Origin of the sequence: Bradyrhizobium denitrificans, from assembly GCF_013179005.1 — a bacterium.
Taxonomy (GTDB): Bacteria; Pseudomonadota; Alphaproteobacteria; order Rhizobiales; family Xanthobacteraceae; genus Bradyrhizobium; species Bradyrhizobium denitrificans.
Genome location: NZ_JABFDP010000055.1, coordinates 1 through 14,769, shown reverse-complemented (window position 1 = coordinate 14,769; position 14,769 = coordinate 1). Strand labels below are relative to the sequence as shown.

The 14,769-nt window shown below is 66.3% G+C and carries 14 protein-coding genes; 10 read left to right on the top strand and 4 right to left on the bottom strand.

Going from position 1 to position 14,769, the window contains the following annotated elements:
* Nucleotides 1-8 precede the first annotated feature (8 nt).
* Nucleotides 9-794 carry an alpha/beta hydrolase gene (locus tag HL671_RS36500; RefSeq protein ID WP_172243768.1) on the bottom strand — a complete coding sequence of 262 codons (786 nt, stop codon included), beginning with the start codon at nucleotides 792-794 and terminating at the stop codon, nucleotides 9-11.
* Between the two features lie 325 nt (nucleotides 795-1,119).
* Between HL671_RS36500 and infC the strand changes: the two genes are divergently transcribed.
* Nucleotides 1,120-1,659 (top strand): translation initiation factor IF-3, encoded by a 540-nt coding sequence (gene infC / locus HL671_RS36495; protein WP_085963464.1) that lies wholly within the window; start codon nucleotides 1,120-1,122, stop codon nucleotides 1,657-1,659.
* A gap of 90 nt (nucleotides 1,660-1,749) precedes the next feature.
* Here the strand turns inward: infC and HL671_RS36490 are convergent, their stop codons facing one another.
* Complete coding sequence (locus tag HL671_RS36490) at nucleotides 1,750-2,109, bottom strand: hypothetical protein (RefSeq protein WP_172243765.1); 360 nt, start codon at nucleotides 2,107-2,109, stop codon at nucleotides 1,750-1,752.
* 259 nt (nucleotides 2,110-2,368) lie between these two features.
* Between HL671_RS36490 and rpmI the strand changes: the two genes are divergently transcribed.
* From rpmI to HL671_RS36455, 7 genes are all read left to right on the top strand, one after another.
* Nucleotides 2,369-2,569: a 50S ribosomal protein L35 gene (rpmI, locus tag HL671_RS36485; RefSeq protein WP_008539890.1), complete on the top strand. Its 201-nt coding sequence runs from the start codon at nucleotides 2,369-2,371 to the stop codon at nucleotides 2,567-2,569.
* Nucleotides 2,570-2,646: 77 nt separating this feature from the next.
* A complete protein-coding gene (gene rplT, locus HL671_RS36480) occupies nucleotides 2,647-3,006 on the top strand; it encodes a 50S ribosomal protein L20 (protein WP_012040570.1) in 360 nt (119 codons plus the stop codon).
* A gap of 142 nt (nucleotides 3,007-3,148) precedes the next feature.
* Nucleotides 3,149-4,231 carry a phenylalanine--tRNA ligase subunit alpha gene (pheS, locus tag HL671_RS36475; RefSeq protein WP_012040569.1) on the top strand — a complete coding sequence of 361 codons (1,083 nt, stop codon included), beginning with the start codon at nucleotides 3,149-3,151 and terminating at the stop codon, nucleotides 4,229-4,231.
* Nucleotides 4,232-4,329: 98 nt separating this feature from the next.
* Nucleotides 4,330-4,749 (top strand): endonuclease domain-containing protein, encoded by a 420-nt coding sequence (locus tag HL671_RS36470; protein WP_172243762.1) that lies wholly within the window; start codon nucleotides 4,330-4,332, stop codon nucleotides 4,747-4,749.
* A gap of 18 nt (nucleotides 4,750-4,767) precedes the next feature.
* A complete protein-coding gene (gene pheT, locus HL671_RS36465) occupies nucleotides 4,768-7,176 on the top strand; it encodes a phenylalanine--tRNA ligase subunit beta (RefSeq protein WP_172243759.1) in 2,409 nt (802 codons plus the stop codon).
* On the top strand, nucleotides 7,173-7,949 hold the full coding sequence (locus tag HL671_RS36460; RefSeq protein ID WP_172243756.1) for a sulfite exporter TauE/SafE family protein: 777 nt from the start codon (nucleotides 7,173-7,175) through the stop codon (nucleotides 7,947-7,949). The genes pheT and HL671_RS36460 overlap by 4 nt, the downstream gene beginning before the upstream one ends.
* Before the next feature lie 33 nt (nucleotides 7,950-7,982).
* Nucleotides 7,983-8,927: an MBL fold metallo-hydrolase gene (locus HL671_RS36455; RefSeq protein ID WP_012040565.1), complete on the top strand. Its 945-nt coding sequence runs from the start codon at nucleotides 7,983-7,985 to the stop codon at nucleotides 8,925-8,927.
* A 123-nt stretch (nucleotides 8,928-9,050) separates the two neighbouring features.
* Here HL671_RS36455 and HL671_RS36450 read toward each other — a convergent pair whose 3' ends face one another.
* Entirely contained in the window at nucleotides 9,051-10,460 is a 1,410-nt protein-coding gene (locus tag HL671_RS36450) for a flavin monoamine oxidase family protein (protein ID WP_172243753.1), read from the bottom strand.
* 191 nt (nucleotides 10,461-10,651) lie between these two features.
* Between HL671_RS36450 and HL671_RS36445 the strand changes: the two genes are divergently transcribed.
* Nucleotides 10,652-11,632 carry a YiiX/YebB-like N1pC/P60 family cysteine hydrolase gene (locus HL671_RS36445; RefSeq protein ID WP_172243750.1) on the top strand — a complete coding sequence of 327 codons (981 nt, stop codon included), beginning with the start codon at nucleotides 10,652-10,654 and terminating at the stop codon, nucleotides 11,630-11,632.
* A gap of 12 nt (nucleotides 11,633-11,644) precedes the next feature.
* On the opposite strand, the gene HL671_RS36440 is transcribed toward HL671_RS36445, so the two are convergent.
* Entirely contained in the window at nucleotides 11,645-11,920 is a 276-nt protein-coding gene (locus HL671_RS36440) for a metal-sensitive transcriptional regulator (RefSeq protein WP_012040562.1), read from the bottom strand.
* Nucleotides 11,921-12,191: 271 nt separating this feature from the next.
* On the opposite strand from HL671_RS36440, the gene HL671_RS36435 reads away from it, so the two are divergent.
* Nucleotides 12,192-14,657, top strand: coding sequence for a heavy metal translocating P-type ATPase (locus HL671_RS36435; RefSeq protein ID WP_246579405.1), 2,466 nt, complete (start codon nucleotides 12,192-12,194; stop codon nucleotides 14,655-14,657).
* Nucleotides 14,658-14,769: the final 112 nt, after the last annotated feature.

Below are 14,769 nucleotides of genomic sequence, written 5' to 3'. Positions count from 1 at the left end.
CCCGACGCTCAGCCGATCTCGCCGACCGCCGCCAGCATGCGCGCAATGTCCTGCGGCCGCGACAGCCGGTGATCGCCATCCTGGATCATCGTCAGCACCACATCATCGGCAGGCAGCCGGTGGGCCAGCGCGAACGCGTGCTGCCACGGCACATCCGGATCCTGCGCGCCCTGCAGGATGCGCACCGGACAGCCGACCGTGATGGCGCCGCCGAGCAGCAGATGGTTGCGGCCGTCCTCGATCAGCGCCTTGGTGATCGGATAGGGCTCGCCATATTCGGACGGATGCATCCAGACACCGTTGGCCTCGATCTCCCGGCGGATCTCGGCGGAGAAGCCCTTCCACATCAGCTCCTCGGTGAAGTCGGGCGCCGGCGCGATCAGCACCAGACCTGCGAGCGTCGCCTCGGCCGGCTGCCTCAGCAGTTCGCGCGCGAGCAGCAGCGCCATCCAGCCGCCCATCGACGAGCCGATCACCACCTGCGGCCCTCTGCAGAATTGGCGGAACACCGCGACGCTCTCCTCCAGCCAGCGGCTGATGGTGCCGTCGACGAAGCGTCCGCCCGATTCGCCATGGCCGGAATAGTCGAACCGGACACAGGCGCGGCCGCGCTCGGCCGCCCAGGCGTCAAGCGCCAGCGCCTTGGTGCCCTTCATGTCGGAATTGAAGCCGCCAAGCCAGAACAGCCCGGGCGGATGGCCGGTCCTGGCGCGCACCGCAATCTGGCGCGATTGCTCGCCGGCGCCGACGGCGATGAAAGCGGGGAGATCGGCAGATTCGACAGCGTGGTTCATGGATCGTTACTCGATGATGGACGTTGTGTGGGCGAACCGGCCGTGTCCGTCAATCGCTCGACCGGCCGCTGCCGCTTGCGAAAGCGCCGCCCACACTCTATGTCCGCGGGCGGAACCAGCATGGCCGGCAGCACGCCTATGAGCGCTCGTCCTGGCCAGATGGTCTCCTTGGGGGATTACGCCGTCGCGCTGACATCCTGCGCGTGCGACGCAAGTGCCGCGATGGCCGGGCGGAATTTCGACGCACCGGGCACGCGCGAGCTTGCCCGCAAAGGCATATTCCTTCAAACTAGCCGCCTTCTTCCACAACCTTGGAGAACTACCCATTCGCCGCCCCAATCGAGCCCCGCCCGCTGCCGTCAAAGACGGGCCGCGTACCAATGATGAGATTCGCAATGCGCAGATCCAGCTGATCGACGCCGAAGGCACCAACCGTGGTGTCGTCGAGACCGTGGTCGCCATCAAGATGGCCGCCGAAGCCGGCATGGATCTGGTCGAGATTTCGCCGAACAACTCGCCGCCGGTCTGCAAGATCATGGACTACGGCAAGTACAAATATTCGGCGCAGAAGAAGGCCGCCGAGGCCCGCAAGAAGCAGAAGGTCGTCGAGATCAAGGAGATCAAGCTCCGTCCGATGATCGATGACCACGACTACGACGTGAAGATGCGGGCGATGCAGCGCTTCTTCGAAGAGGGCGACAAGGTCAAGATCACGCTGCGCTATCGCGGCCGCGAAATGGCGCACCAGGAGATCGGCACCAAGCTGCTCGACAAGGTGAAATCCGACGTGGCGGCGTTCGCCAAGGTCGAGCAGGACGCCAAGTTCGAGGGCCGTCAGGTCGTCATGGTTCTGGCCCCGCGCTAGCGCGCAGGGACCAACGCTTCAAACCGGGCCCGCCACGCGTTGGCGGGCTTTTCTTTTGATGGCACCTCTTTTGCCAGTGCTGGCCCCTGATCATGACCGCGTCGCCTGCCACCGCCCGCTGCAAGTCCCCGCCGAACCTTTGCCGCTCCAGCGGCCGAAGCCGGACGTCGCGCCCAGCCGCCCGTTACCGCTGGCCGAGGAGCCGCCCTGGGAGACCCGCACCGTGACCGCGCCGCCGCGTCCGACGGAGCCGGTGATGTTCGCAGAGCCGGTCGAGAGCACCCGGCCGCCGCTGATCTGGATGGGGAAACTGTAGCCCTGGTCGCAATTGCCGGCCTCGGTGATGATCAGGACGGTCCAGGGGCCGTCGAAGCCGGCGGCGTGGGCAGGGAGCGGATGCAGGAGCGCGAGGACGGCGGCGATAGCAGCGGACGGGATGATGCGGGCCATGGGCGAACCTCGGCTTGAAATGGGCTGACCATGGGTCGGAATAGCTGATTCCCTGGTTCGACGTTGCCAAGAGCCTTTGTCTCTGGCATAAGCGCGGCCTTCGTCGCCCGGCTGATCAAGGGCTGCCGTGGCGATGTCCCTGTGCGGGTGGGTCCGGGTTTGGATCCGAAACCTGAGCACAACCAACGCTCTAACGAGCATTTTCGCCAGATGGCGCCGCTTTTGCGGGCGGCTTGCCGTTGGCATGAAGGAGAGCCAAATGCCCAAGCTGAAGACCAAATCCGGCGCCAAAAAGCGCTTCAAGGTGACTGCAACCGGCAAAGTGATGCACGCCCAGCGCGGCAAGCGCCACGGCATGATCAAGCGGACGAAGAAGCAGATCCGGCAGCTGCGCGGCACCCGTGTGCTGTTCAAGACCGACGGCGACAACGTCAAGAAGTACTTCTTGCCGAACGCCTGACCGGCCTCTCGCTTCCGAAACCCTGGCCGCCTCAAAGCCGCGGCTGATCGTCATCTCTGAATCCAAGGATTTCCGGCATGTCTCGCGTCAAACGCGGTGTGACCGCCCACGCCAAGCACAAGAAAGTCTTCAAGGCCGCCAAGGGCTATTACGGCCGCCGCAAGAACACGATCCGCACCGCCAAGCAGGCCGTCGAGAAGGCTGGCCAGTATGCGTTCCGCGATCGCAAGCGCAAGAAGCGCACCTTCCGCGCGCTCTGGATCCAGCGCCTGAACGCCGCAGTGCGTCCGTTCGAGCTCACCTACAGCCGATTTATCGACGGCCTGTCCAAGTCTGGCATCACCGTCGACCGCAAGGTGCTGTCGGATCTCGCGATCAACGAGCCCGCCGCGTTCCAGGCGATCGTTGAGAAGGCCAAGGCGGCGCTCGCCGCCTGATCGCCTCCGCATCGTGAGAACTGAAGAAGCGGCCGATGCTCTCGGCCGCTTTTTGCTATCCGGCGACATCAATCCTTCGCTTGACCCCTGTCGCCGGCGCGGCGACAACCCAGCCGCCTTTTGTTCCGCGGAGATTTTGCCCGTGTCCGACCTCGCTTCGCTCGAAACCTCGATCCTCGACCAGATCGCCGCCGCCGGCGATGAAGCCGCGCTGGAAGCCGTCCGCGTCGCAGCCCTCGGCAAGAAGGGCTCGATCTCGGCGCTGCTGGCGACCCTCGGCAAGATGTCGCCGGACGAACGCAAGACCCAGGGCGCGGCGATCAACCTCGCCAAGGACAAGGTCACGCAGGCGCTGGCCGCGCGGCGCGACGTCCTCAAGGCCGCCGCGCTCGACGCCCGTCTCGCCGCCGAGACCATCGACGTCACCCTGCCGCTGCAGGATTCGCCGGCCGAGACCGGCCGCATCCATCCGCTCAGCCAGGTGATGGACGAGCTGACCACGATCTTCGCCGATATGGGCTTCTCGATCGCGGAAGGTCCCGACGTCGAGACCGACGACTACAACTTCACCAAGCTGAACTTCCCGGAAGGCCATCCCGCGCGCGAGATGCACGACACGTTCTTCTTCAATCCGAAGCCGGACGGCTCGCGCATGCTGCTGCGGACCCACACCTCGCCGGTGCAGGTGCGCACCATGCTGACCCAGAAGCCGCCGATCCGCGTCATCTGCCCGGGCCGCACCTACCGCATCGATTCCGACGCGACCCACACGCCGCAATTCCACCAGGTCGAGGGCCTCGTCATCGACAAGGGCTCGCATCTCGGTCACCTCAAATGGATCCTGCACGAGTTCTGCAAGGCGTTCTTCGAGGTCGACCACATCAACATGAAGTTCCGGCCGTCGTTCTTCCCGTTCACCGAGCCGTCGCTCGAGGTCGACATCCAGTGCCGCCGCGACAAGGGCGAGATCCGCTTCGGCGAGGGCGAGGACTGGCTGGAGATTCTCGGCTGCGGCATGGTGCATCCGAACGTGCTGCGCGCCTGCGGCATCGATCCCGACGAGTATCAAGGCTTCGCTTGGGGCATGGGCATCGACCGCATCGCGATGCTGAAATACGGCATGAGCGACCTGCGCCAGCTGTTCGAAGGCGACGTCCGCTGGCTGTCGCACTACGGCTTCAAGCCGCTGGAGGTGCCGACCCTGGCGGGAGGATTGAGCACGTGAGCGTTGCCGGCCTCGCTGTCTCCCAGCAGACGCTGGGACTCCCTCTCCCGCTTGCGGGGGAGGGCTGGGGTGGGGGTCTCTCCGCACGGGAGGTGTCGATGGACGACGACAAGCCTACCTGGAAAGTCTCTCAGAAACTTCGATCGAACGCTCGAGCACTCCGCCAGAACTCGACCGATGCCGAACAGATCCTATGGTCGGAGCTGCGCGGCCATCGCCTGCTGGGCGCAAGCTTTCGCCGCCAAGCCCCGGTCGACCGCTACATCGTCGACTTCGTCTGCCACGCCGCACGTCTCGTGATCGAGCTCGATGGCGGACAGCATTTCTCGACGGAAGGCGAGCAGCGCGACGCTGCACGCTCAGCTGTCATCGAAGCCAAGGGATTTCACATCCTGCGCTTTGCCAACAACGACGTGCTGGCCAATCGCGCCGGCGTTCTTGAAACCATTGCCGCTGCCGTTGCGGCGAGAGCCCCCACCCTGACCCTCCCCCGCAAGCGGGGGAGGGAACAGGACTGACTTCGCAGGAACACCGCCATGAAATTCACGCTGTCCTGGCTGAAGGACCATCTCGACACCGACGAGTCGGTCGAGACGCTCGCCAACAAGCTCACGATGATCGGCCTCGAGGTCGAGCATCTCGAGGACAAGGCCAAGCTGCTCGCGCCGTATAAAATCGCGCGCGTCGTCTCCGCCGAGCAGCATCCGAACGCGGACCGCTTACGCGTCTGCATGGTCGACACCGGCGACGGTGGCGCGCCGGTGCAGGTGGTCTGCGGTGCGCCGAATGCGCGCGCGGGTCTGATCTCGGTGTTCTCGCCGCCCGGCACTTACATCCCCGGCAAGAACATCACGCTGTCGGTCGGCACGATCCGTGGCGTCGAGAGCCGCGGCATGCTGTGCTCGGCCGCCGAGCTGCAGATCTCCGACGATCACGACGGCATCATGGAGCTGCCCGCCGATGCGCCGATCGGCAAGCCCTATGCCGAATGGGCCGGGCTGGGCGATCCCCAGTTCGAGATCAATTTGACGCCGAACCGCCAGGACTGCACCGGCGTCCACGGCATCGCGCGCGACCTTGCAGCCGCCGACATGGGCAAGCTCAACGATCCCGCCATCAAGCCGATCAAGGGCGAGTTCCCCTGCCCTGTGAAGGTTGCTGTCGAGGACGAGAGACTGTGTCCCGGCTTCGCGCTGCGGCTGGTGCGCGGCGTCAAGAACGGCCCGTCACCGGCATGGCTGCAGCAGCGCCTGACCTCGATCGGCCTGCGCCCGATCAACGCGCTGGTCGACATCACCAACTACATGACGTTCGACCGCGCGCGGCCGTTGCACGTGTTCGACGCCAACAAGGTGAAGGGCAACCTCGTCGTCCGCCGCGCCCGCGACGGCGAGACCCTGCTGGCGCTCGACGGCCGCACCTACACGCTCGACAATTCGATGTGTGTCATCGCCGATGACGCCGGCGTCGAATCGCTGGCCGGCATCATGGGCGGCGAGGCCTCGGGCTGCGACGAGACCACCACCGACGTGCTGATCGAATCGGCGCTGTGGAACGAGATCAACATCGCCCAGACCGGCCGCAAGCTCGGCATCAATTCCGACGCGCGCTACCGTTTCGAACGTGGTGTCGATCCGGCCTTCATGGTCCCTGGCCTGGAATTGGCGACAAAGCTGGTGCTCGAGCTGTGCGGCGGCACCCCGTCGGAGAACGTCGTCCTGGGCAACCGCTTCGGCGACGATCGCATCATCGACTTCCCGCTGACCGAGGTGAAGCGTCTCGCGGGCATCGAGGTGTCGCTGACCGAGATGCGCCGGATCCTGACCCATCTCGGCTTCGTGGTCGCGGGTGCTGGCCCCGTCGTGAAGGTCGCTGTCCCCTCCTGGCGCAGCGACGTGCACGGCAAGGCCGACATCGTCGAGGAAATCGTGCGCATGGTCGGCGTCGACAAGGTGCCGATGACCCCGTTCGAGCGCGGCGACGCGCCGCGCAAGCCGGTACTGACGCCGCTGCAGCTGCGCACTCGCCGCGCCAAGCGCGCGTTGGCGGCGCGCGGCATGGTCGAGGCCGTGACCTGGTCGTTCATCTCCAAGCCGGCGGCCGAATTGTTCGGCGGCGGCAAGGCGGAGCTTGCGCTCGCCAATCCGATTGCGGCGGATCTCTCCGACATGCGGCCGAGCCTGCTGCCGGGCCTGATCGCGACCGTGCAGGCCAATGCCGATCGCGGCTTCGGCGATGCCGCGATCTTCGAGGTCGGACAGGTGTTCAAGGGCGATCGGCCGGAGGATCAGTTCGTCGCCGCGAGCGGCATCCGCCGCGGCATCGCGTCGTCGAACGGTCTCGGCCGGCATTGGACCGGATCGCAGGCGGCGAACGCGTATGACGCGAAGGCCGACGCGCTCGCCGTGCTGGCGGCGGCCGGCGCGCCGATGGCGTCGCTGCAGATCGTCGCCGGCGGTCCGGCCTGGATGCATCCGGGCCGCTCCGGCACGATCCAGATGGGCCCGCAGAACGTGCTCGGCCATTTCGGCGAGCTGCATCCGCGCGCGCTGGAGGCCTTGAAGGCGGACGGACCTCTCGTCGCCTTCGAGGTCATCCTCGACCGCATTCCGGCCGCCAAGGCCAAACCGACCCGGGCCAAGCCGGTGCTGGAGCTGTCGGCGTTCCAGCCGGTGTCACGTGACTTCGCCTTCATCGTCGATCGCAAGGTCAAGGCCGGTGACATCGTCCGCGCGGCACAGGGCGTCGACAAGAAGCTGATCACGGACGTCACGGTGTTCGACGTCTATGAGGGCAAGGGCATCGAGGACGGCAAGAAGTCGGTCGCGATCGCCGTGACCCTGCAACCGCGCGACAAGACCATGACGGACGAGGAGATCGACGCGGTCGCGGCGAAGATCACTGCAGACGTCGGCAAGAAGACCGGCGGCACGTTGCGCGGATGAGCCTGTCCGGGCTCATTCCTGCCGATCTCAGCCTGTTCGCGACGGCCGCGCTGGCCGTCGTCGCCCTCATCGCAGCGACCGCACGTGGGTTCTCCGGCTTTGGCGCGGCGCTGATCTTCATGCCGCTGGCGAGCAGCTTTGCGACGCCGCGGCTCGTCGCGCCGCTGCTGCTGGTGATCGACTTCGTGTCGATGGCGCCGACGGTGCCAGCGGCTTGGCACGAGGCCGACCGCAGAGCCACTGCAGTGATCGCGGCCGGCGCATTGGTGGGCGTGCCGCTCGGCACGTGGTTTCTCACCCGGCTCGATCCGGTCACCGTGCGCTGGATCATCACCGGCTTCGTCGTGGCGCTGCTCGCGCTGCTGATCTCCGGCTGGCGTTATCGCGGCAAGGACTACGCCGCGCTCTCGGTTGCGGTCGGCGCCGTCTCGGGCTTTTGCAGCGGCGTGGCCCAGACCGGTGGGCCGCCGATCGTCGGCTACTGGCTCGGCCGCCCGATCGCGCCGAAGGTCGCGCGTGCGAATATCGTGCTGTTCTTCGGCGCGTCGGATTGCTTCGCCATGGTCAGCTATGCGGCCAGCGGCCTGATCACCTGGGATTCTCTCAAGCTTTCGCTGTTGATCGGCCCGGTCTATGCGCTCGGCGTGGCGCTGGGCGCCTCGCTGTTCGGCCGCGCCAGCGAGCAAATGTTCCGCGTCATTTGCTACGCGCTGATCGCAATCGCCGTCATCGCCGGCCTGCCGGCTCTCGACGGCGTGCTCGGCCGCGGCTAGCCTCATCGCAACGAGACGAACCGGGAGGATGCCATGATCAATCGCCGCACGATGCTGTCGCTCGCCATGGGTACGGCCGCAGCCATGGCGACGCGCTCCGTCATTGCGCAAGGCGCGAGGACCGGCACCCGCATCGTCTTCCTCGGCACCAAGGGTGGACCACGCGTCGGAATCGGCGCGTCAAATCCGGCCAATCTCGTCGTGGTCAACGGCACGCCGTTCGTGATCGATTGCGGCATGGGCGTCAGCCGTCAGCTCGTCAATGCCGGCGTGCCGATTCCGTCGGTGAAGTACATCCTGATCAGCCACCATCATTCGGATCACAATCTCGAATACGGCAACCTGGTTTACAATGCCTGGGCGGCGGGACTGTCGACCCCGATCCAGTCGTTCGGGCCGAAAGGCCTGGAGGCCATGACCCGGAGCTTCTGGGAGACCAACAAATTTGATGTCGACACCCGCATCGGCGACGAAGGCCGCCCGGATCCGCGGCCGCTGCTGATCGCCAAGGACATCGACGCGGATGGCGTCGTGGTCAAGACGGCCGATGTGACGGTGACCGCTTTCCGTACGCCGCATCCGCCGATCACTGACAATTTCGCCTACAAATTCGAGACGCCTGACGGCACGATCGTGTTCTCCAGCGACACCGCCTACAATCCGAAGCTCGCCGAGTTCGCGAGGGGCGCCGACGTGCTGGTGCACGAGTGCCTCTACGTCCCTGCCGTCGATCGTCTGGTGATCAAGACCAAGAACGGCGCGACCTTGAAGAAGCATCTGCTGGAGAGCCACACGACCACGGAGGACGTCGGACGCATCGCCGCCGCCGCTGGCGTCAAGGCGCTGGTGCTCAGCCATTTCGTCCCCGGCGACGATCCCGAAGTGACCGACGAGGATTGGACGCGCGATGTGAAAAAGAACTACTCCGGCCGCATCGTCGTCGCGAAGGACCTGATGGAGCTGAAACTGCCGGTGTAGGCGTTGAGCAAACAAAATGGTGGCCGGTGAGATCGGCCAGCGACAGGCGCTTCTCCCGCAAGCCGCCAGGGCAGCTTCACGAGAAGCGCGGCCAGTTTGTGAGTCCGTCGCGCCGCTCCGACGTCAATCCTCGGGCGAGGCCGAGCGGAGCTTGCGGCGACGACCGCGCTGGCGTTCGCTCGCCTGTTCCGGCTCCGGCTCCTTCAACGCACCGATCCGGCGCAACGCCGCTTCGGCGGCACGCTCGCCGGAGTCCCAGGCGCCATCGACCGTGCCCCACAGCGTCTCATGCGTGGCCTCGCCGGCGAGAAAAAGCGGACCGAGCGGCTCTGCCAGGATCTTGCGGGCCCCCTGGCTGCCGGGCGCCGCGGCCGACATCGCGCCAAGCACGCCGGGCGCCTGGTTCCAGCGCGTGGCCGCCGTCGACTTCACGGCCGCGGCGGCTTCGCTGCCGAACAGCTTGCCGATCCAGTCCTTGGCGAACGCGGCCATCGCCGCCTCACCCTGAGCTGAAAGGTCACGCCCGAACGCGCCGGCGACGTCGATGGTGCAAAGCGACGACCCGCCGATATTGGCGAGCAACAGGCCGGTCCGGTTCGAATTGCTCTGCTCGATGATCACTTCGTCACGGGAGAGGCCGAGCGGATTTCCCGTGAGCATCAGCGCGATGTGATCCATGCTGCCGAGGCTGAGCTTCGCCGCAGCGTCGAGCTGTCGCTTCGGCAGCTCCGGTGCGAATTTGATCGTGCCGGATGCCAACACATTGGTCGACACCGTAAGAATGACCGCACGCGTGGCGATGCGGCCCGCCGGTGTTTCCACCGCGACATCGCGGTTGCCCCACACGATGCGCGTCGCCGGCGTCGACAACGACACGGGCAGCGCCTCGCCAAGCTTGCTGACCAATGTCCCGAGGCCCTGGCGACAGGCCAGCGGCGCGCTGCGGTCCTGGGCCCGCGCCTTGTCCATGGCGGAGAGATCAACGAGATCCTTGCCGGTCGCGCTGGCACCGAGAACGAAGGCGGTGGTGTTCGTCCAATCGCCGAGATCCTTCGGCAGCGCCGTGGCGCAGGAGGTGTCGAGCTTGCCGCGCGAGGCCTCGTCGATGGCGCGGTTGGCGCGCACGAGGCCGGCGAGAAACTGCTCGGTCTCGCCGGGCCGCGCATTGCGGCGGCCGACCCGGATCTTCTGGCCGACCGGCGCAGCCACCACGTCGACCCCGACCCCACGCGCGAGCTTGCCGATCGGGTTGCTGTCGGCGTTGAGCAGCCATCGCGCGCCGCGGTCGAACGGTACGCCGAACGTCGCGAGATCCGTGCTGCAGCGGCCACCGATCTGCGAGGACGCCTCGATCAGGACGACCTTGCGGTTGGCCGCGACGATGCGGCGTGCGGCGGCGATGCCGGCGGCGCCGGCTCCGATCACGACAATGTCAGCCTCACGTGGAACGGCAGCAAGTGCGCGGCGGCCGACCAGGGGCAACGCGGCCAGCGCCGTGGAAGCGGAAAGGAAGCCGCGGCGCGTGAAGCTCATGACATGGTTTCCGAAAGCTTGAACGAAATGAATTCACGTCAAGTTTTGCCGTATTCGCCGCGCTGCGGCAACAAGGATGGTAAACTGGCGGTTCTTGGCAACGCTTCGACTATGAACCAAATTGCAACCGCAATCGACCATCATGGACGAAGGGAAGAAGCAGGCGGCCACTCAAGGTCGCGGGGAGCGTCATGGGTATCGTGCTCGATCAGATCGGCAAGCTGATTGCCGCCTATCTCCAGAAGGAGATACCGGGTTATGAGCCGTTCACGCCGAGCGATCCGGAGTACCTGCGCAAGGACATGCAGCCCGGCGACGTGCTGCTGGTCGAGGGCAACAGCCGCATCTCCGGCATCATCAAATACCTCACGCAATCGACCTGGTCGCATGCCGCGCTTTATGTCGGCCCCATCGACGGCGCCGTCGAGCCGGACGGCGAGCCCCATGTGCTGGTGGAGGCCTATGTCGGCGACGGCGTGATCTCGGCGCCGCTGTCCAAATATTTCGACTATCACACCCGCCTGTGCCGACCGGTCGGCCTTACTTTCGAGGACCGCCACACGGTCTGCCGCTATGCCATCAACCGCATCGGCTTCGGCTACGACACCAAGAACATCGTCGACCTGATGCGTTACCTCATCCCGTTGCCAATCCCGCAACGCTGGCGGCGGCGCATGATCGCGCTGGGCTCGGGCGACCCGACCAAGATGATCTGCTCGGCGCTGATCGCGCAGGCCTTCGACGCGGTGCGCTATCCGATCCTGCCCAAGATCACGCGGGCGCCCTCCAGGCGGGCGAAGCGCGAGATCCTGCACATCCGCGATTCTTCGCTGTACATGCCGCGCGACTTCGACATCTCGCCCTATTTCGAGATCGTCAAGCCGACCATCGTCAACGGGTTCGACTACACGACGCTCCATTGGGCCGACAAGCAGAAGCCGCTCGCGGAGGTAGCGGGCGAGTTCGCCGTGTTTCCAGGTTCCGTCCAGGCGCCGCCGCTCGTTCCTGAAGCGGCTGACCAAGAAGCGGCGCAGCCGGTTGCGGCTCAGGAAATAGCGGTCGAGAAACTCGGCGAGCGGCTCGTCATCAACGAGCATTTTCTCGTCGCCGAGCCGGTGCGAACCATGGCGCCGCGGGCGGCCGCCCGACGGCGCAACAAGGTTGCGGTCTGAGCACGGCAGACCTCAGCGGTCCGATCGGCTGATCACGTCCATCAACTCCGCGATCTTCTGGCGCTGATCCGCCCTGTCACCGGAGGCGATCGCGTGCTCGACGCAGTGGGCAACATGATCGCGCAGGATCTCCTCCTCGACGCGGCGCAACGCCGCGCGCACGGCGGAAATCTGGGTCACGATGTCGATGCAGTAGCGGTTGTCCTCGACCATCTTCGACAGGCCCCTGACCTGCCCTTCGATCCGGCTCAAACGTTTCTGACAGGATGTCTTGATGTCCTCGCGCATGGGCTCTATATACCCCTACAGGGTATAGGTTTCAAGAGGCTGGGTGATGTCGGAAACCGAACACGGGCAAGCTGTCGCAGCAGGTCAATCCGCTGGATGCGGCTGCGGATCGCGCGCAGGCGTGGTCGAAACCAGACACAACGAGACGGCTGCAGAGGCGCGTTGCACCGACCGTGCCGATTCGGCCGCCGCGAGCGATGCGGACGGCTGCTGTGGCGGTCATGACCACGCGACGCCCCTCCCCGCAAAGATGAAAGATCCGGTCTGCGGCATGTCGGTTGATCCGGCGACGTCGAAGCACCGCTTCGAGCACCAGGGTCAGACCTTCCATTTCTGCTCGGCCGGCTGCCGCAGCAAATTCGCCGCCGACCCCGCAAAATATCTCGTGCCCGTCGCGGCCGCCGGGTCGTGCTGTGCAGGCCACGATCACCATGCGCATCACCCCGACGCGGCCACGGTCATCGACCCCGTCTGCGGCATGAGCGTCGATCCAGCGACCTCGAAGCATCGCTTCGATCATCAGGGCCACACCTTCCATTTCTGCTCGGCTGGCTGCCGCACCAAATTTTCAGCCGATCCGGTGAAGTATCTGGAGAAGCGCGAGCCGCCGCCGGAGATGCCGGCGGGTACGATCTACACCTGCCCGATGCATCCGGAGATCCGCCAGGAAGGCCCGGGCACCTGCCCGATCTGTGGCATGGCGCTGGAGCCGGATGTCATCAGCCTCGACGATGCGCCCAATCCCGAGCTCGCCGACATGACGAAGCGGTTCTGGATCGGCGCGGTGCTCGCCGCCCCCGTGGTGGTGCTGGAGATGGGCGGACATCTCGTCGGCGGCCACGGCCTGGTCGATCCCGTGCTGTCGAACTGGATCCAGTTCGTGCTGGCGACGCCGGTGGTGCTGTGGGCCGGCTGGCCGTTCTTCGTGCGTGGCTGGCAATCGGTCCGGACTCGCAATCTCAACATGTTCACCCTGATCGCGATGGGAACATCGGTCGCCTATGGCTACAGCGTGATCGCTACGCTCGCGCCGCAGGCCTTCCCGCCGGCGTTCCGCGGTCATGGCGGCGCGGTGCCGGTGTATTTCGAGGCCGCCTCCGTCATCACCATCCTCGTGCTGCTCGGCCAGCTGCTGGAGCTGCGCGCGCGCGAGGCGACCTCCGGCGCGATCAAGGCGCTGCTGCAGCTGGCGCCGAAGACGGCGCGACGGCTCGACGCTGACGGCAGCGATCATGAGGTGGAGATCGCAGCGCTCGCGGTCGGCGACCGGCTGCGCGTGCGTCCGGGCGAAAAGGTGCCGGTCGACGGCGTCATTCTCGAAGGCCGCTCCTCGCTCGATGAGTCGCTGGTGACGGGCGAGTCGATGCCGGTCACCAAGGACGAGGGCGCGCGCGTCATCGCCGGTACGCTGAACCAGACCGGCAGCTTCGTGATGCGTGCCGACAAGGTCGGCCGCGAGACCCTGCTGTCGCAGATCGTGCAGATGGTCGCCGATGCGCAGCGCTCGCGCGCGCCGATCCAGCGCCTCGCCGACCAGGTCGCGGGCTGGTTCGTGCCGACCGTGATCGCGGCGGCCATCGCGGCGTTCGTCGCGTGGTACGCCTTCGGTCCCGAGCCGCGCTTCGCCTTCGGTCTCGTCGCCGCCGTCAGCGTTCTGATCATCGCCTGCCCCTGCGCGCTTGGCCTCGCCACACCGATGTCGATCATGGTCGGCGTCGGCCGCGGCGCCCAGGCCGGCGTGCTGATCAAGAGCGCCGAGGCGCTGGAGCGCATGGAGAAGGTCGACACGCTGGTCGTCGACAAGACCGGCACGCTGACCGAGGGCAAGCCGAAGGTAACGTCGATCGTCACCGCTGATGGCATTGACGAGATAGGCGCGCTGCGCCTCGCCGCCAGCGTCGAGCGCGCCAGCGAGCATCCGCTCGCCGAGGCGATCGTCCGTCATGCCGCCGAGCGCAACGTCAAGCTGGCCGAGGTGAAGAACTTCGACGCACCGACCGGCAAGGGCGCGCGCGGCGATATCGACGGCAAGGCAGTCGTGCTCGGCAACGCGACCTATCTGGCCTCGCTCGGCATCATCACCGATACGCTCGGCGTCGAGAGCAAGCGGCTGCGCAGCGAGGGCGCCACCGTGATCACGATGGCCGTCGACGGCAAGCCGGTCGCGCTGTTCGCGATCGCCGATCCGGTGAAGGCCTCGACGCCCGACGCGCTGAAGGCGCTGGCCGCCGACGGCATCAAAGTGATCATGCTGACCGGCGACAACCGCACGACGGCCACTGCGGTCGCGCGAAAAATCGGCATCACCGAGGTCGAGGCCGAGGTGCTGCCCGAGCAGAAGAGCGCCGTGGTCGCGCGCCTGCGCGCCAGCGGCAAGGTCGTCGCCATGGCCGGCGACGGCGTCAACGATGCGCCGGCGCTGGCCGCGGCCGATGTCGGTATTGCCATGGGCACCGGCACCGACGTGGCGATGGAGAGCGCCGGCATCACGCTGCTGCAGGGTGATCTCGGCGGTATCGCGCGGGCGCGCAAACTGTCGGCGGCTGTCATGCGCAACATCCGCCAGAACCTGTTCTTCGCCTTCATCTACAACGCCGCGGGCATTCCGATCGCCGCCGGCATCCTCTACCCCGTGTTCGGCATCCTGCTGTCGCCGATCATCGCCGCAGCCGCCATGTCGCTGTCGTCGGTGAGCGTGGTCGGCAACGCGCTGCGGCTGCGGGCGACGAAGCTCTGAGGCGACGGACAGTCTATCCTCCGTCATCGCGAGCGCGGCAGCGAAGCAATCCAGAGTCCCGCCCAACACCGTGGATTGCTTCGCTGCTGTTCAGCCCGGGGACATAGCTTAC